The 16406-nt window shown below is 40.6% G+C and carries 15 protein-coding genes and 1 pseudogene; 8 read left to right on the top strand and 8 right to left on the bottom strand.

Going from position 1 to position 16406, the window contains the following annotated elements; all coding sequences use genetic code 11:
• Window positions 1-149: 149 nt before the first annotated feature.
• Window positions 150-4268: a non-ribosomal peptide synthetase gene (locus tag H6G97_RS26450; RefSeq protein WP_190943562.1), complete on the bottom strand. Its 4119-nt coding sequence runs from the start codon at window positions 4266-4268 to the stop codon at window positions 150-152.
• A gap of 226 nt (window positions 4269-4494) precedes the next feature.
• Between H6G97_RS26450 and H6G97_RS26445 the strand changes: the two genes are divergently transcribed.
• The gene (locus H6G97_RS26445; protein ID WP_242055244.1) at window positions 4495-4959 is read left to right on the top strand and encodes a TauD/TfdA dioxygenase family protein; all 465 of its coding nucleotides are present in this window, start codon (window positions 4495-4497) and stop codon (window positions 4957-4959) included.
• A 194-nt stretch (window positions 4960-5153) separates the two neighbouring features.
• On the opposite strand, the gene H6G97_RS26440 is transcribed toward H6G97_RS26445, so the two are convergent.
• A complete protein-coding gene (locus H6G97_RS26440) occupies window positions 5154-5597 on the bottom strand; it encodes a TOBE domain-containing protein (protein ID WP_190943561.1) in 444 nt (147 codons plus the stop codon).
• Between the two features lie 93 nt (window positions 5598-5690).
• On the opposite strand from H6G97_RS26440, the gene modA reads away from it, so the two are divergent.
• From modA to H6G97_RS26420, 4 genes and pseudogenes are all read left to right on the top strand, one after another.
• Window positions 5691-6485, top strand: a complete 795-nt coding sequence (gene modA, locus H6G97_RS26435) for a molybdate ABC transporter substrate-binding protein (RefSeq protein ID WP_190943560.1) — start codon at window positions 5691-5693, stop codon at window positions 6483-6485.
• 143 nt (window positions 6486-6628) lie between these two features.
• Window positions 6629-6822, top strand: a pseudogene (locus tag H6G97_RS26430) (hypothetical protein); the annotation flags it as partial.
• A 257-nt stretch (window positions 6823-7079) separates the two neighbouring features.
• Window positions 7080-7991 (top strand): cation diffusion facilitator family transporter, encoded by a 912-nt coding sequence (locus H6G97_RS26425; protein WP_190943559.1) that lies wholly within the window; start codon window positions 7080-7082, stop codon window positions 7989-7991.
• Window positions 7992-8782: 791 nt separating this feature from the next.
• On the top strand, window positions 8783-9514 hold the full coding sequence (locus H6G97_RS26420; protein WP_190943558.1) for a DUF4142 domain-containing protein: 732 nt from the start codon (window positions 8783-8785) through the stop codon (window positions 9512-9514).
• A gap of 217 nt (window positions 9515-9731) precedes the next feature.
• Here the strand turns inward: H6G97_RS26420 and H6G97_RS26415 are convergent, their stop codons facing one another.
• Together H6G97_RS26415 and H6G97_RS26410 are read right to left on the bottom strand one after the other, a co-directional pair.
• Window positions 9732-10898, bottom strand: a complete 1167-nt coding sequence (locus H6G97_RS26415; protein WP_190943557.1) for a calcium-binding protein — start codon at window positions 10896-10898, stop codon at window positions 9732-9734.
• A gap of 354 nt (window positions 10899-11252) precedes the next feature.
• A complete protein-coding gene (locus H6G97_RS26410) occupies window positions 11253-11441 on the bottom strand; it encodes a hypothetical protein (protein ID WP_190943556.1) in 189 nt (62 codons plus the stop codon).
• 86 nt (window positions 11442-11527) lie between these two features.
• On the opposite strand from H6G97_RS26410, the gene H6G97_RS26405 reads away from it, so the two are divergent.
• Window positions 11528-11671 (top strand): hypothetical protein, encoded by a 144-nt coding sequence (locus H6G97_RS26405; RefSeq protein WP_190943555.1) that lies wholly within the window; start codon window positions 11528-11530, stop codon window positions 11669-11671.
• Between the two features lie 165 nt (window positions 11672-11836).
• Here H6G97_RS26405 and H6G97_RS26400 read toward each other — a convergent pair whose 3' ends face one another.
• The 3 genes from H6G97_RS26400 to H6G97_RS26390 form a co-directional block, all read right to left on the bottom strand.
• The gene (locus tag H6G97_RS26400; RefSeq protein WP_190943570.1) at window positions 11837-12394 is read right to left on the bottom strand and encodes a peroxiredoxin; all 558 of its coding nucleotides are present in this window, start codon (window positions 12392-12394) and stop codon (window positions 11837-11839) included.
• A 57-nt stretch (window positions 12395-12451) separates the two neighbouring features.
• The gene (gene sipA / locus H6G97_RS26395) at window positions 12452-12694 is read right to left on the bottom strand and encodes a regulatory protein SipA (protein ID WP_190943554.1); all 243 of its coding nucleotides are present in this window, start codon (window positions 12692-12694) and stop codon (window positions 12452-12454) included.
• 368 nt (window positions 12695-13062) lie between these two features.
• Window positions 13063-13584 (bottom strand): Spy/CpxP family protein refolding chaperone, encoded by a 522-nt coding sequence (locus H6G97_RS26390; protein ID WP_190943553.1) that lies wholly within the window; start codon window positions 13582-13584, stop codon window positions 13063-13065.
• A 335-nt stretch (window positions 13585-13919) separates the two neighbouring features.
• On the opposite strand from H6G97_RS26390, the gene H6G97_RS26385 reads away from it, so the two are divergent.
• Complete coding sequence (locus H6G97_RS26385) at window positions 13920-15185, top strand: sensor histidine kinase (protein WP_190943552.1); 1266 nt, start codon at window positions 13920-13922, stop codon at window positions 15183-15185.
• Window positions 15185-15847, top strand: a complete 663-nt coding sequence (locus H6G97_RS26380; RefSeq protein WP_190943569.1) for a response regulator — start codon at window positions 15185-15187, stop codon at window positions 15845-15847. Before H6G97_RS26385 ends, H6G97_RS26380 begins: the two co-directional genes overlap by 1 nt.
• Window positions 15848-15868: 21 nt before the next feature.
• On the opposite strand, the gene H6G97_RS26375 is transcribed toward H6G97_RS26380, so the two are convergent.
• Window positions 15869-16294 (bottom strand): nucleoside deaminase, encoded by a 426-nt coding sequence (locus H6G97_RS26375; RefSeq protein ID WP_190943551.1) that lies wholly within the window; start codon window positions 16292-16294, stop codon window positions 15869-15871.
• Between the last annotated feature and the right edge of the window lie 112 nt (window positions 16295-16406).

Here is a 16406-nt window from a genome sequence, read left to right as displayed (position 1 = left end):
GGGTAGGTCTTCTGGTTGTGCTGCACCTTTAGAATTGTATTTTAACTCTAAAATATATATAGGTTTGCATAAAATCAGTTTTAAGTTAAAAATAGTTTTATTTAATAAATAAGAGTTAATACACCAACTCACCTTCGTACAATTGATGCTTATTTTAAAGTTTGTGCTTTCTCAATACAGGCTCTTAAGTGTGCGGCGAGAACTTGGATATGGGGTTTTCTCAGCATAGTTAAGTGATTGCCAGGAATATGATGAATTTCCGTTCCTTGCACAGCTAACTGATCCCAACCCATACTCGGCTCCTCCTCGGCAATGTTTAACTGAACTTTTGTTCTAAAAAGATTAATTCGCTTAGGGTAAACTTGCGGAACGTACTTGAGAACTGCTTGGCTATTGGCGTAAAAAACACGAAGCATAGGCACAATTGCTGACTCACTTAAAAGCCTTCGCTTAGATTGATTAGATATAAGGTTGACTGTGGCATCCTCCTTTTGGCTGAAATGCGAGAACAGATTTCTTTTGAGCGATCGCATCAGCTTCTGAAAATTAGGAAATCCAAAAGTTAAACTATTAATCCGGTTTTTACTAGGAGCAATAATTAGATACAAATAATCTAGGAAAAAGGGCCATATATATGGCACTACTGTAGTAAAAATAAACTTGAAAGCATTACTTAAAGAAGGTAGATTGCTCTTAATTGGTGCTACAGTGTCAAGCACAGCAAGTAGAGCTACTTCTTCCCCAGAGTTTTGAAGTTGTTGAGCCATCTCAAAAGCAACCCAACCTCCGAAAGACCAACCTGCTATAAAATAAGGGCCTTTCGGTTGTACTGAACGCAATGCTTCAATATAGCGGGTAGCCATATCCTCAATGCGATTTAGTGGAGTTTCCCCATCAATTCCAATAGGCTGTAGCCCATAAAGTGGCTGATTTATTCCCAATTGATGAGCTAATTCATAATAAGGAAAGACAACACCAAAGATTGGATGGACGCAGAATAAAGGTGGATTTGAACCATTTGCTTGAATCGGAACCAAAGGAGACCAAGCCAGAGAATCTGTTTTTGTATATAATGCAATTGCTAAACTTTCAATTGTTTGATTTAAAAACAGGTGAGATAAAGGTAAATCACGCTCAAACTGTTTGTTTATTTGGTCTAACAAACGTACAGCCAGTAGCGAATTTCCTCCTAAATCAAAGAAGTTATCATGAATACCTACATTCTCAACATTAAGGACTTCAGCCCAGATTTTTGCCAAGGTTGACTCAGTTAAAGTACGAGGAGCAATAAAGGCTTTATCGATTGAGCGCCTCTGACTCTCAACTGCTTTTAGCGCATAACGATCCACTTTGCCATTAGCCGTTAACGGCACAGAATCCAGAATTACAAAAGCTTTTGGTATCATGTATTCTGGTAATTTTTCTTTTAAGAATTGACGTAGTTCAATAATTGTTTTATCCTGCGCTGAGTTAGTAACAATGTAAGCTACTAAATGCTTATTATCATATAAATTGCCTTGAGCAATTACAATTGCTTTTTCTACATTATTGTGCTGACTTATAACTGTTTCAACTTCTGACAACTCAATGCGGAAGCCGCGAATTTTTACTTGATTATCGATGCGTTCTAAAAATTCAATATTACCGTCTGGTCGATATCTGGCTAAATCACCTGTCTTGTAAAGCCTTGCTCCTTTTTTACTATCAAAAGGGTTGGCAATAAACTTTTTAGCAGTTAATTCGGGACAGTTAAAATAGCCTCGTGCTAGTCCATCACCAGCAATGTATAATTCACCTAAAATTCCAATTGGTACAGGTTGTAAATGCTTATCTAATATATAAATTTCAGTGTTAGCAATTGGGCGGCCAATAGGCGGTTTTTCGCTCAAAGATTTAATTTCGGCAACAGTTGACCAAACAGTTGCTTCAGTAGGCCCGTAAGCGTTAAAGAACCTACGGCTAGGATTCCACCAACGTTTTACTATATCTTCAGAACATGATTCGCCTGCACAAATAATAGTTTGTAATGCGGGGAGAGATTCTGTAGGTAAAACTGCCAAAACCGCAGGTGGGAGGGTAACGTGAGTAATAGCTTTTTCGCGTAATAGTTGAAGCAAAGCTTTTCCAGGTAGAAGAGATTCTTTATTTGCTAAATAAAGAGTTGCTCCTGTCCGTAATGCCATTACAATCTCAAAAATTGAGGCATCGAAACTTAATGATGCGAATTGCAGAATGTGGTTACTCGCTTGTAAGTTAAAAACTTCAATCTGATCTGTTGCTAAATTAGACAGCCCTCGGTGTTCGATTAAAACGCCTTTTGGCTGCCCTGTTGAACCAGAGGTGTAGATGACATAAGCTAAGTTTTCAAGTCTTACGCAACTGTTTGGGTTTTCTCGGCTATGTTGTGTAATAGTTGCCCAATCTTTATCTATACTAATAGTTTGATTTGAGAATTCTGAAAAATGCTGAAGTAATTTTTCTTGTGTCAGCAATACTGAAACTTGTGCATCTTGCAACATGAATTTAAGACGCTCTTGAGGATAGCTGGGATCTAAAGGTAGGTATGCGCCTCCAGCTTTGAGGATACCTAATAGCCCGATTATCATTTCTGGCGTTCGCTCCACACAAATGCCAACTAAAGTTTCAGTTTCTACACCTCTTTTTTTGAGATAATGTGCAAGTTGATTGCTGCGTATATTTAACTCTTTGTAGCTAAGTTTTTGATTACCAAATGCTAATGCGATCGCATCAGGACTTTTTTCAACTTGTGCTTCAAATAACTGATGAAAACACTTTCCCTTTGAGTAAGCTTTCTTAGTGTCATTCCAATCAATTAATAACTGCTTTCGTTCTCCTTTAGTAAGCAAAGCTAAATCTGAAATACGCTCTTTTGGATTAGCGACAATACTTTCTAACAGTATTTGGAAATGCCCCAGCATTCGCGTAATGGTGCTTTGATCAAATAAATCGGTGCTATACACCACTTCTCCTTTGAGAGTTTCCAAGTCTCGCCATAGATGAAACTCTAAATCAAGCTTTGCAACTTTAGTGTCGAAGTCGAATAATGAAAGCTTTAACCCAGGTAACTCTAGTGCTTCAATGGGAGTATTTTGCAGACTAAATACGACCTGAAATAAAGGATGGCGGCTCAAATCTCGCTCTGGATGAAGTTCTTCTACCAGCTTTTCAAAGGGCAAATCTTGATGGCTGTATGCTCCTAAAGTTACCTCTCGCACTCGATTTAATAATTCTCGAAACGTCGGGTTCCCTGATAAATCGCTACGTAATACCAAACTATTGACAAAAAAACCGATTAACCCTTCTAGTTCGCTACGGTTGCGATTAGCGATCGCTGAACCTACTACAATATCGTCTTGCTGCGTATAGCGATAGAGCAAAATCTGAAACGCTGCAAGCATTGTCATGAACAAGGTTACATCTTCTTGGTAACTAAGTGCCTCTAGCGCTTGAGTTAAGGAGTGTGGTAGTTCTACAAATTGTTTTGCACCTCTGTAGGTTGAAACTGCTGGTCTTAGTCGGTCGGTGGGGAGATTCAGCACCGAAATTCCGTCTAATTGCTTTCGCCAATAAGCTAACTGCGTTTGTAAAGGCGAACAGCCGTTTTCCCCTACTGCTTGCAGCCACTCCCGTTGCCATTGGGCGAAATCTGCATACTGAATGGGTAATTTTGGCAGAAGCGTAGACGTCAGACATCGCTTATCTTCTACAAAGGTTTTATATAATACCCCCAGTTCTCTAATTAACACCCCAATTGACCAGCCATCGGCAACAATGTGATGTAGATTTAGCAGCAGCACATATTCTGCTTCATCTAGTTGTAGTAGCTTCACTCGCAGCAATGGCCCGGTGGTGAGATTGAAAGGATGTTGAGCCTCTGCGGTTGCGATTCGCCGTACTTGTGTCTCAGGTTCTTGGTCGAAATTGCGTATATCTATTAGGGGAAGAGGTATGGTTAAGCTGGGTGCGATCGCTTGCACTGGTTGCTGTTCTACGATCACAAACGTAGTGCGTAAGGTTTCGTGGCGACTGACAATTTCGTTGAATGTCTGCTTTAAGGCAGTAAAGTTGAGGGAACCTTTCAGGCAAAGTGCTGTTGACACATTGTAAAATGGATTGCCCGATGCTAATTGGTCGAGAAACCACAATCGCTGCTGGGCGAAAGAAGTAAGGAAGACAAAAACCTCTGCTTCTTCAGAAAAATTAAGTTCTTCATCACCCGTGAGGCTACTGAAAATAGACTCGCTCATAACAATTATTTAGTAAAATGGCATAACATCTGCGCTACTGGCGTGGTAACTATAATTGGCGCTGTCGGTCTATTTTAACTTGCTATTGCCCGGACTAAATCGACAGTTGTTCCAGCAGCCTAAAATAGGGCGATTAAATACTGCGGTAAATCCATCGACTTATAGTACTATATTTTAAGCTGTGATCGCTTGCAGACACTTCAAAAGCTATCGCTTCAATGCGCGTTTGAATCTGCCCAGCAATAGCAAGATTGCCCAGCGCATCGCAGCCAATCTGCTGGTTTCAATCCACCCAGTAGTAAGGGTTCATCCTGAGACAGGTGAACGCGCCTTATATGTGAATCCTGGCTTCACTTCGCATATTCTTGTCGTGATACGTCAAGAAAGCGACCTGCTGCTTGAGTTATTCTTCAACCAGATCACCAAGTCCGCCTACACCACCCGCTTACGCTGGAACAACGGTGACATCGCGTTCTGGGACAACCGTGCTACCTCACATTTGGCCCCTCAGGATCTAGATCATTTGGAAGTCGAGCGTGTGTTATATCGCACTACTATCACAGGCGATGTTCCAGTCGGGCCCGATGGTTTCCGATCGCAAGTGGTTGAGGGTGAGGCGTTCAATAGCGAATTACCAACCATCTTGAAGAACAAAGCCGAGAAATTGGAAACAGAACCAGTGCTTTCATAAGCTACAGAGTAGTAAACAAGGACTATGAAATGTGTTCGTAGCCTTGTAATTCGTAAGGGACTTCCACAAAAATAAATTATCCCAAATTATTGGTAAATTTGTAGGGGCGCAAAGCTGTGCGCCCCTATTAGTAGCAATATAAATTTATTTGCGTAGCGATCGCCAAAGCAATTGTTCAGGAATATCGCCACAGTCTATTCCCTGGCAATAACTATATCGTTGGACTTGATAACGGCATAAGCTTCTTTCCCCTCAGACAAATCTAACTCCTCTACCGATACTTTAGTGATAATCGAAATTAACTCAACTTTGTGAACAATCTCCAACGTTACCTCACTATTAACGGCTCCAGTAACAACTCGCTTAACAACACCCTTAAGAATATTGCGAGAGCTAACTTTGAGCGGTTTCTTTTGAATACTAATTTCTATCTCAGGTATTTGAGGGTAGATATCTTCCTCTTCTGTATTTATAGTTGGTAGCGAGTTTGATGGTGAAGAGTGTTGATTAAGACCACGTACCAGTTCCCTAAGAATCTCAGTCTTAGTTCGCTGAGACTGGTCACAAAACTCTTCCAAAATTTTTCGCTCCTCTTCTGAAGTTTGGAACGTGACCCACCCTTGCTCTTTTCTAGGCATATTTTACCGATATAGTTGGTTATATGTTGGTATGTTTGGTACTATTTTACCTAGCATCAATTTTATGGAAGAAACCTTTCAAACGCCTTTTCTATGAAAAGAAGACAAATTTTTGGCTTCCTGGGTATAGCGGTTGTTGGCTTGCTGTTAACAATTGGTTTACCGTTAGTGGCTCCTTCTCCTGTAATAGCACAATCAAACACCAGCATACTCGTGTCCGCCGCTGCCAGCTTAAAAGACGCGCTGGAAGAAATTAAGCCTTTGTACCAACAAAGTAAATCAGATATCAATATTAATTATAACTTTGGGGCTTCTGGTGCCTTGCAACAACAGATTGAACAAGGTGCGCCAGCGGACATCTTTATTTCTGCTGGCAAAAAGCAAGTGGATGCCTTACAAGAAAAAGGATTGTTGCTACCAGGTAGCCGTACTAACCTAGCAAATAACCGTCTAGTCTTGATTGTGGCTCAGGATGTTGTTGGCATCACTAGCTTCTACAATTTAACAGATAGTAAGATTAAAAAAATTGCGATCGGTGAACCCAGAAGTGTACCTGCCGGTCAATATGGGGAGCAAGTTTTAAAGAAGTTGAAGCTTTATGATGGCGTCAAATCAAAATTGGTTTTTGCTAACAATGTGCGTCAAGTTTTGGCAGCCGTAGAAAGTGGTAACGCCGAAACGGGTTTGGTTTATGCCACTGATGCCAAAATTTCTAACAACGTAAAAATTGTAGTCGCTGCTGATGATAAGTTTCACTCACCAATTGTCTATCCAGTGGCTGTACTCAAGAGCAGTAAAAATGCTTCTGCTGCTAAAGAATTTGTCCAGTTTTTATCTGGCAGTCAAGCCAAAACTGTACTCAGGAAATATGGGTTTCTCGTAAATTAAAGAGTTTAATACCAATTTTCTGTAAAACTGCACAAAATCAGGTTTGGTAAAACAAGGGGCTTAAGCCCCTTGTCTTGTATGCAACCTCACTTGACGCACTTCGGGAATATATAGGGCTAGTCGGTACTAAAAAAGTTGCGATCGCGGTCAATGCAGACATTCCCGATATTCAGGTGTTATTTGTCGATGAACACGATCCACAATCAACCCGCTTGGTGTCAAAGGAAGTGGCGAAATTGGCATTACTGGAACTGCCCCTGCGATCGCTAACGCTGTCTATCATGCCACAGGTAAGCGCATCTGTAATTTGCCAATTACATTAGACAAACTGCTGTAAATAGAAAATGCGTAGGCGTAGCCAACCGTAGGCATCGCCGAAACGATAAAAGCTCAATCACACGATTGGCGATCGTTACATTTAAGTTCTTTCCCCTTTAACCTTTTCCCCTCTTCGTGAACAGTATGAGCAAGAAGTTTATCCGCAGCAATGATAAGCTAAAACAAATCAGTAGAAGCCTCGGGGCTGATGATCCCTAAAGTAAAATTTGGTACTGTTAGCTCGGAATCACTCTACTTGCTGCGTCCATCACCGAGATGAGTAGTCGAACAGCCCGCTCCTACGCTTTCTTGTCGATTGCAGCGGCAATCGTCACTATTATCCTAAAATTTGGCGCTTACCTGCTAACCGGGTCAGTAGGTTTGCTTTCAGATGCGATTGAGTCAATTGTAAATCTCGTAGCAGCATTGGTTGCTCTATGGGCATTAACCTATGCTGATAAACCAGCCGATGCCGAACACGCCTTTGGGCATTCTAAAGCCGAATACTTCTCTAGTGGTACAGAAGGTGCGTTGATAATAGTGGCAGCCATTAGCATTGCTGTTGAAGCTTGGGGACGCTTGTTGCATCCAGAACCATTAACACAGCTTGGATTAGGGTTGGCACTCTCACTATTTGCAACCGCAATCAATGGCGTTGTTGCCTTTATCTTGCTAGGGGCAGGGCGACGGTTGCGTTCTATTACACTGAGGGCTGATGCTCACCACCTGTTTACCGATGTAGTGACTTCGGGTGGTGTGATAGTGGGAATCTTACTCGTCAAGCTAACAGGCGCTCTCGTACTTGATCCAATTGTTGCACTGATAGTAGCAGCAAATATTACTTGGACAGGATTTCGTTTACTGCGCGAAACCAGTAGCGCGTTACTGGATGCAGCTTTGCCTAAAAAAGAAATTGACGCAATCAAAAGCATTCTTAACGAGTACAAACGTCATGACATCCAGTTTCATGCCTTGCGAACCCGCACTGCTGGAACCCGCCGCTTTGTTTCCTTTCATGTTCTTGTGCCTGGATCTTGGACAGTGCAACAAGGGCATGATTTGTGCGAAGCAATTGAGCTTGCTATTCTTGGGGTGCTGCCTTTAACCCACGTTACAACTCACCTGGAACCTGTAGAAGATCCAGTTTCTTGGCAAGATTTAGAGTTGGAGCGTCCGAGCAATCAGTAAATGCGTAGGCGTAGCCAGCCGTAGGCATCGCCAAAACGATGAAAGCTCAATCATACGATTAGCGATCGCTAATTTTCAAACTCAATCGCTTCCAGCGAGCGGTTGCGCCATCGCAACTTGCTTTTTGCGAGAAGGACGTTTGCGTTGTGAATGCATCAACTTGCATTGTGAATGCATCTTGCGGAGTATATTTAAAAACACACCTTAGCTAGAGTTTCTGTGCCAGATAGCAGTGATACGATACGGCTCATTCCTGTTGTTGCTTGTAAAAGACAATTATGAAAATCAGTAGACGCAGCTTGTTAAAAACTGCTTCTGCTTCGGAATTTGTGGCAGCATTACTTGCAATTTTGCAAGTGTGAGTTACATCTATTGCTGAGTCTGTCCATTGAAAGATGTATTTATCCTCAAAGCCTTGAAATGTTATAGGAAGGTACTAAGAGACTGACTTAAATATATGGCGTTGCAGAACAGTGGGATGAATTGAGGCAAGCAGGGGAGGCAGGGGAGGCAGAGGAAGCAGGGGGAGAATTTTAGAAGTTGCCAAATCATCCCGCAAATATGCAACGCCAAATATATTTTGTGTCGGATCGTGTTCAGATTTTTTTGAGAAAACAACAGTTAATCAAGGATGAGGCGAAGAGAATGAATCAGCATTAATCCAAGATTTTGAGTTACAAGCAGGAGTAATCGTTAAATCATAACTGTTTGTAGCTTACTTAACTGTGCGATCGCGCTTGTTTATGGTTCGAGTTTCAAGATATAGCCTTTATTTAAGGAGAGCATTGATTATGTCCAATTTCAAAATATTCTCTAGTGGTGTAGTTGCGATCGCTTTATCTCTGGCGACTGGTTGCACACCAACTACTCCCTATGACCAGATTACATCAGAAGTTCCATCTGCTGTGCCTGTACAAGGGACTGAGAGTCCATCCCCAACTGCATCACCAACTGGCTCACCAACTCCATCACCAACTGGCTCACCAACTGCATCACCAACTGCATCCCCAACTGCATCACCAACTGGCTCACCAACTCCATCAGGGCAAAATAACCTCAGTTCTTCAGACAGACAGTTCATGATTCAAGCCGCTCAAGATGGTTTAGCAGAAGTCCAACTAGGACAACTGGCATCACAACGTGCAGCTAGCAATGCGGTAAAAAAGTTTGGAGAGCTTATGGTTCAACATCACACCCCAGTGAACAATCAACTTAAACAGTTGGCGGCTCAAAAAGGTGTGACGTTGCCAACTAGTATCGGCACAACAAATCAGCAAATCAGGGAACGCTTATTGAAACTTTCTGGTGCCACTTTTGATCGCGAATATATGAATCAGATGGTTAAAGAGCATGAAAAAGATGTCTTTGCATTTCAAACTGAAGCTCAAGACGGACAAGATCCAGACGTAAAAGCATTTGCGGCTCAAGTCTTACCAACCCTCCAAGAACACCTGCAACAGGCTCGTTCCATTGTTAATCCTGGAAGTTCAACTAGCAGCCCAACTCCAACCAGTACCCCATAAGGCAATACTGTTCAATTCACTGGTTCCCAGCCTCCAAGCTGGGAACGAGGCGAAGTTCATATATTAGCTTTGCAAGTCGATGCGCTGGCTTTGCAGGGATTGATTTAAGAAGACAACGGGCAACATTAAGGCAATGAACCGCGGTTATTTTTCACATGACTTATGCTCACTAATCCTAAGTAGCACTAGCTCAGAAAAGACTTAAAACAGGGCATTTTTAAACAAGTTGAATGTCTAGATTAGCTTGAAAACCAACAGGCTTATTTTCAATAATGGCAAATCTAGCTTCTTGGAAGAACAAAGAACCACTTAGGGCATCATAACTGAAATCATTGATTAAAATAGCGCCAAACCCTCCTTGAGAAACCTGGATTTTGTCACCTTCAATAGCTTTGAAGTCTTTAATAATATCAACACCCTCTAATACGTTGGTAAAAACAAATTTATCTGCACCTATTCCACCAGTGAGAGTATCGTTACCATTTCCACCAGAGAGTATGTCATTGCCATCTTTGCCAGAAAGTGTATCGTCACCACCATTACCAAATAACAGATTATTTTGCCTATCCCCAACAAGGGTGTCACCTTGATTTGTACCTTTGATATTATCAAAGTTTATAAATGTGAAATTAGCTGTGTTTCCACCAGGAAGATTATTTACTACGAAACTTTGAGTTTCCAGGTTGGCGTTGACTGAGAGATTAGATAAAAATGAAAAGGGTATTGAAGGAGCAATTGAGGCATCTATAGTGTTATTTACAGCATTAGCATCAACAACAAGCTTTTCAATATTGCCAAGGATATCTGTACCTAGTCCACCACCTTTTTTAAGAGTTCCATCAATGAATATGGTAGAGCTTTGACCCAATTTCCTGTAATCAGCCGTATCAATACCATCTCCACCATTTAAAGTATCGTTGCCTGCACTGCCTCTAATAATGTCATTGCCGCCACTGCCAGATAATTGATTATCCTGAACGTTACCAGTAATTGCGTCATTTTGATTTGTACCAATTACATTTACAAAATTTTTCACCTTGACTACTATTGGTGGTGAACCGACAACTTTGATTTCTAATCTTTCTTTAGATAAATCAGCTACTATTGATACATTTGTGCTACCAGAAGTACCATCAATACTGTTAGCCTGTCCTGTAGCACCGATCACAGTTTCAAAGAAATCTTTAAAGGTATCAGTTCCAATTGCACCTTTTTGGATAACCACTGGCTGGACTATTATAGGTTGTTCTAAGTCACTGTAATCAATGATATCGTTACCATTTCCACCGGTAATGGTATCATTACCACTACTGGCGATAAATGTGTCATTTCCATCAGTTCCGACTAAAATGTCGTCTCCATCACTGCCTATAATTAGTGCCATAATCTTGCTTTACTTTTTTGTAAGTAACTGCTGTATAGTAACGTGATAGTGACCCGTTATCAAGCACAAAGCACTAAAAAAAGATGAAACTGAGTTAACTTGCCCAAGCAGCGGTCTTTCAGTGTTCATATCGATGGTGATTTCATTTGTTGTTCAAAGCAAAATTTAATAGATATAAGTCAAGGATGAATTTTACAGTGTAATAAATTCCAATTACATGAATCCGCTTTCCTTTTTATCTGCTAACTCTCATGATAAATAATTCACTCAAGTTGGCAATTATCCTGCGGGACATGAATTCATCGGTATTTTCGCTTATCTTGGATAGCAGAACACTGCGATGCAACAACGCGGTCAGTGTAATGCATATACTGTAATCTGGCGTTGCAGAACAGTGGGATGAATTGAGGCAAGCAGGGGAGGCAGGGGAGGCAGAGGAAGCAGGGGGAGAATTTTAGAAGTTGCCAAATCATCCCGCAAATATGCAACGCCTGTAATCTTTAACTGGCGGCGAATCGACTTGTGTTTGACATTATTCGACAAGAAAACCGATCATTGCTTGTGAATATGCGGGTACATTAGGTGCACCCGCTCTATTTAGTCAGAGATTTTTTTCAAAGCAGCAAGCTTTGAAAGAAACTTCAGGAGCAAAAAAAGTTATTAATAATAACCTCAATGAAGTGTTTTCCATTCCCTTTCCACTGGGTGATATCGATATTGATACACCAAAGAATTACGAACAATTGCTTTCAAATACCACAGCGCGGAACTAACTTACGCTAATTGTCTAAGTACAGTTTTGCGTAAAAACGTAGCGTTTTCAATGCAGGGGAACGCATTGGCAATGCAAGCCGTGCATTAACAAAGCGGCCGACGCATTCATTGTCATTGCAGGGTATTGCCAAATTTAACTCGCTACGAATTAAAGAAATTCTGTACTAAGAAGCTGTTGACTGCAATTTTTCTAATCGTGCTAGTACTTCTGAACTATGAATGGTTGGGTTGACTTTGACAAAAGTCTCGCGCAAGACACCTTGAGGATCGATGATAAAACTGTGGCGCATTGATAAAAAGCCGAGCCATGAACCGTAAGCTTTACTCACTGAACCATCGGTGTCAGCTAACAGAGGGAAGTTTAGCCCCTCTGAATCACAAAATTTGGCGTGGGAATCAATGTTATCAGCACTAACGCCAATAATCTGAGCGTTTTTTTCGAGGTATTGGGGTAAGTCTTGCTGAAAACGACGAGCTTCTATAGTACAGCCAGAGGTGAAGTCTTTAGGATAAAAGTATAAGACTAGCCATTTACCGCGCAAGTCAGAGAGAGAAATTTTGCCATCACCTGTGTTAGTTGGCAAAGTAAACTCTGGTGCGGGTTGATTAATTGCAGGAAGCTTACCACCCATAGCATTAGCAGCAGGGGTAAAATTCAGCCAGCTGATGATAGAAATACAGCTGGCAAATAATATGCTTAAAAAAGTGCGGCGGGAAATCATCATGCAAACCAGAATCACAACTTTACACAAGTTTACAATTCTTGGTTGCGAAAAATCTCACTCTAAGTGAGATTCGGGTGGGGTATCTGTGCTTTCGATGTATTGGCTATCTAAGAGAAAAGCTCCTCTAGCAAAGCGAATACCCCAATATCCCCCAGGTCTGCGATCAATAACTATACCTTCTTCACCAATGTGAATCACATTAGGGGGGCGCAGCATGGGCATAGGTTCAGCAGTTTTGACATAAGCTGGTAGCGCCACAACACGGACTTTACTACCAATTGTGAATTCTTTGGACATCTTAATCAAGCTAGGAGTTTTGAATTAACTCATAACTCATAACTAGCTTTAAAGTCTACTAAATTGGTCATGGGGCATGGGCGTTGGTATAAATAGGGAAAGGGAAAGGGGATAAAGTTTTTCCCCTTTCCGCATCTTCTGCAAGAAGTCTATTAAAACAATTCGCAATTTGCAATGACGCTCGTTCCTCTCTACGAGAAGCTGCGCGAACGCTAACGCAATTACGTTTTGTGACGGGGATTTAGATTTAGGCTTCAATTTGGGCTGCTTGATAGAAGCTTGCAACTTAAACCCCAAACTTTGTTAATTTTTAACTATGGTTTACAATCCTTAGACATCAGCCAAGTTAACTATTTTTTGAAAAGTTATTATTGGGGATTGCCTTGCTGACGGCGTGAAGGAGCATTTTGACGGAATTGTTCTAATTTTTGCAGTTGTTCCGGGGTGAAGACTGCTTGAATCTGTTGTTTTTCAGACTCGCGGATTTGTCGCATTTGGGTTTTCTGTGTTTCACTCAGATTTAAGTCTGCAAAATCACCCTTTCCTCGACGTTGACCGGGTTGCCGTTGGCCTTGACCTGCTTGCCGTTGAGCCTGACGCGCTTGCTTTGCCGCCTCTAATTTTACCTTTTGTTCTGGGGTCAAAACTGCTTCAAATTTGGCGCGGCTATCGCGGCGAATTGTCTGAATTTGAGTTTTTTGGGCATCTGTTAGATTTAAGTCTTTCCAAGGGCCTTTTTGTCTTTGTGGAGTTTGTGCCAGTAACACAGGTGAAGGAGAAGCTGTTTGGGCATGAACAGCAAAGGAGGTTGCACTTAAAGTTAGAGCGAGAGCGCAGGGCGCACACTTCGTGAACGCTCCAGCGACTAGCGATAATGCTTTGAGTTTCATGACTTGTTTTGTAGGTTTTCCTGGTTGGATGTCACCATCATAAGAACTTATCTTCAGTAGTTACATGAGGAGAAAGTCATGGTTTTACCTATGACTTTAGTCATGATTGAATTTTGACAAACATGATTGACAATAAATAGTTAGGACGGTAAAAGTTAGGAAGCACGAAAATTTTGATTATGATTAATTTATAAGCCATTACTTAGCTTATTACCTAACGGTATTATTTTTGTAAGTTACTTTTAATTTCTCATACAGCGAAAAGTGGAAGTAGCAGAAGCAATTACCAAAAATTCGGAATTTCTATCTAACTTATAACTGGAGCAACGCGGCTAATGAGTCGTCCGATTCAAATTAAGAAGCATCCTTTTCCATCTCTGCTTTATCTGGAGTGGTCATTACTAGCAATCACCGCATTAACAGCCTTTATACCACCTCCGTTACGTCGTTTTCGCCCTAAGCCTCCAGAACTATCAATTTGTGGTGCATTTCCAGACTTTTTAGCTTGTAGCATATTGCCAGAAATATCAATTTTTAGCCTGATTATTTTTGCGGCAATGGGCTTAAAATTACCCAGGAATAAACAAAGAGCTAAGTTAATATACACAGGTATTGAATTCTTTTTGATTTTAACTATTGGACTTTTTGGAGAGAGATTTTCTCGGCTTTTCCCCTTTCTTTACATAATTTTAGTTACTCGCAGTTGTCTAATTTTTCAGTTACCTGGGCGTTTATTCGTTACAAGTTTGTCATTTGCATTATTTTTAGTTACTACACAACTAAAATATCAGTTATTTAATTTTCAAGCATCGCCACAGGCACAAGAGCGATATCGATTTTTAATTTTGAATTCGTCGCTGGTATTTGGCTTAAGTTTGGTTTTTGTGTTGTTAATGATGAATGCAGTATTGTCTGAACGGCAAAGTCGAGAAAAGCTAGCTCTTGCTAATGAAAAACTCCGTCAATATGCCACGCGAGTTGAAAATCAAGCTACCTTAGAAGAACGCAACCGCATTGCTCGTGAAATTCATGATTCATTAGGACATTCTCTAACTGCTTTAAATCTACAATTAGAAACTGCTTTAAAATTGTGGCAATCTAACCCAGGTAAGGCTGAAACATTTCTCGCAACTGCAAAGGAATTAGGTTCTAAAGCGCTAAAAGATGTCCGTCAATCTGTTTCTACTATGCGTTCTAATCCTTTACAAGAACAGTCTTTAGAACGTGCGATCGCTAGTCTTTCAGAAAACTTTCATCGCTCTAATGGTATTTTACCAATTTATCAAATTAACCTAGAATATCCTCTACCACCTGAAATCAATACCGCTATTTACCGGATTACTCAAGAATCATTGACAAATATATCTAAATATGCGTATGCAACAGAGGTTAAACTGGAACTGACTACTACAAGAGGCAATTTGCGATTGATAATTCAGGATAATGGTAGAGGTTTTGATTTAGGGCAAAATACTACTGGTTTTGGACTTCATAGTATGCGCGATCGCACTTTAGCGCTGGGAGGTGAGTTTAACATTAATAGCGCTCCTGATTCTGGTTGCAAAATAACAGTTAATATTCCTTTAACGAGGTTGACATGATGATTAAAGTATTGCTAGTAGATGATCAAGGTTTAATTCGTCAAGGATTAAGAGCGTTATTAGAATTAGAACCAGATTTAGAGATAGTAGGAGAAGCAGAAAACGGTGAACAGGCGATTAATTTAGTTGCTGAGTTCCACCCAGATGTAGTATTGCTGGATATCAGAATGCCGATTATGGATGGAGTTGCAGCCACGCGGGAGATTCAAAAACGTTTCGCCAAAACTAAAATTTTAGTACTGACGACTTTTGATGATGATGAATATGTATCAGCAGCTTTGCAAAATGGAGCAATGGGTTATTTATTGAAAGATACACCCTCAGAAGAATTAGCTGTTGCTATTCGGGCCGTTTATAAAGGATATACTCAATTAGGCCCAGGTATAGTTAAAAAACTATTGACTCAGTTTTCTAATGGTACACCAACCCATACACCGCCTGTACCGTCTAGTTTAGCTGAACTTACTCCGAGAGAAAAAGAGGTTTTGCGGTTAATTGCAACAGGCGCTAGTAACCGAGAAATTGCTCAGGAACTTTACATTTCTGAGGGGACGGTAAAAAATCATGTTACTAATATTTTAAACAGATTAAATTTGCGCGATCGCACTCAAGCTGCAATTTGGGCAAATACATATTTATCGTATTTGAATGAATCAAGTTAAGTAATTCATAATTCATCATGTTTATTTAAATAGATCCAAGCATTCATTTTTTAAAACGCCTTTGGTGATTTTGATGTTTCTAAATGACTTAGCGATCACTTCTTCGCAAGATATATTAATTTGTGATTGATTTACATTTATTAAATCTTGAATAGAAGCACCATATACAATTTCTGATAAACCACTCCAAACACAAGCGGTTGCACACATTGGACAAGGTTCCCCAGTTGTATATATGCTATAACCTTCTAAAGAGAGATTTTTAAGTTTAGCTGTTACACTACGAATGACATTGATTTCTGCATGGGCTGATGGATCGTTGTCTCTCCTCACAGTATTATGAGCTACGGCCACAACTTCGTTATCTTTAACAATTACGGCACCGTAAGGCGCATCACCTTTTTTTGCTTCTGCCAATGCTAAATGCATAAAATATTCTGGATTCATATAGGACTCCTATTTGATTTTTGAAAAAGCTCCGTACATCTGAAGAGTGGCAAAATCAAAGGTAGTGTGTCGAATAAACCATTCAAAATCCATGTCAAATGTGAGAATGTTG

The sequence above is a fragment of the Nostoc flagelliforme FACHB-838 genome (assembly GCF_014698065.1).
Lineage (GTDB): Bacteria > Cyanobacteriota > Cyanobacteriia > Cyanobacteriales > Nostocaceae > Nostoc > Nostoc flagelliforme_B.
This window is presented reverse-complemented; position numbering and strand designations above follow the sequence as displayed.

What these genes read in the sequence shown, in the direction of transcription:
- H6G97_RS26450 (WP_190943562.1), bottom strand. Translation starts at nt 4,268, where the DNA reads ATGAGCGAGTCTATTTTCAGTAGCCTCACGGGTGATGAAGAACTTAAT.
- H6G97_RS26440 (WP_190943561.1), bottom strand. Translation starts at nt 5,597, where the DNA reads ATGCCTAGAAAAGAGCAAGGGTGGGTCACGTTCCAAACTTCAGAAGAG.
- modA (WP_190943560.1), top strand. Translation starts at nt 5,691, where the DNA reads ATGAAAAGAAGACAAATTTTTGGCTTCCTGGGTATAGCGGTTGTTGGC.
- H6G97_RS26425 (WP_190943559.1), top strand. Translation starts at nt 7,080, where the DNA reads ATGAGTAGTCGAACAGCCCGCTCCTACGCTTTCTTGTCGATTGCAGCG.
- H6G97_RS26420 (WP_190943558.1), top strand. Translation starts at nt 8,783, where the DNA reads ATGTCCAATTTCAAAATATTCTCTAGTGGTGTAGTTGCGATCGCTTTA.
- H6G97_RS26415 (WP_190943557.1), bottom strand. Translation starts at nt 10,898, where the DNA reads ATGGCACTAATTATAGGCAGTGATGGAGACGACATTTTAGTCGGAACT.
- H6G97_RS26400 (WP_190943570.1), bottom strand. Translation starts at nt 12,394, where the DNA reads ATGATTTCCCGCCGCACTTTTTTAAGCATATTATTTGCCAGCTGTATT.
- sipA (WP_190943554.1), bottom strand. Translation starts at nt 12,694, where the DNA reads ATGTCCAAAGAATTCACAATTGGTAGTAAAGTCCGTGTTGTGGCGCTA.
- H6G97_RS26390 (WP_190943553.1), bottom strand. Translation starts at nt 13,584, where the DNA reads ATGAAACTCAAAGCATTATCGCTAGTCGCTGGAGCGTTCACGAAGTGT.
- H6G97_RS26385 (WP_190943552.1), top strand. Translation starts at nt 13,920, where the DNA reads ATGAGTCGTCCGATTCAAATTAAGAAGCATCCTTTTCCATCTCTGCTT.
- H6G97_RS26380 (WP_190943569.1), top strand. Translation starts at nt 15,185, where the DNA reads ATGATTAAAGTATTGCTAGTAGATGATCAAGGTTTAATTCGTCAAGGA.
- H6G97_RS26375 (WP_190943551.1), bottom strand. Translation starts at nt 16,294, where the DNA reads ATGAATCCAGAATATTTTATGCATTTAGCATTGGCAGAAGCAAAAAAA.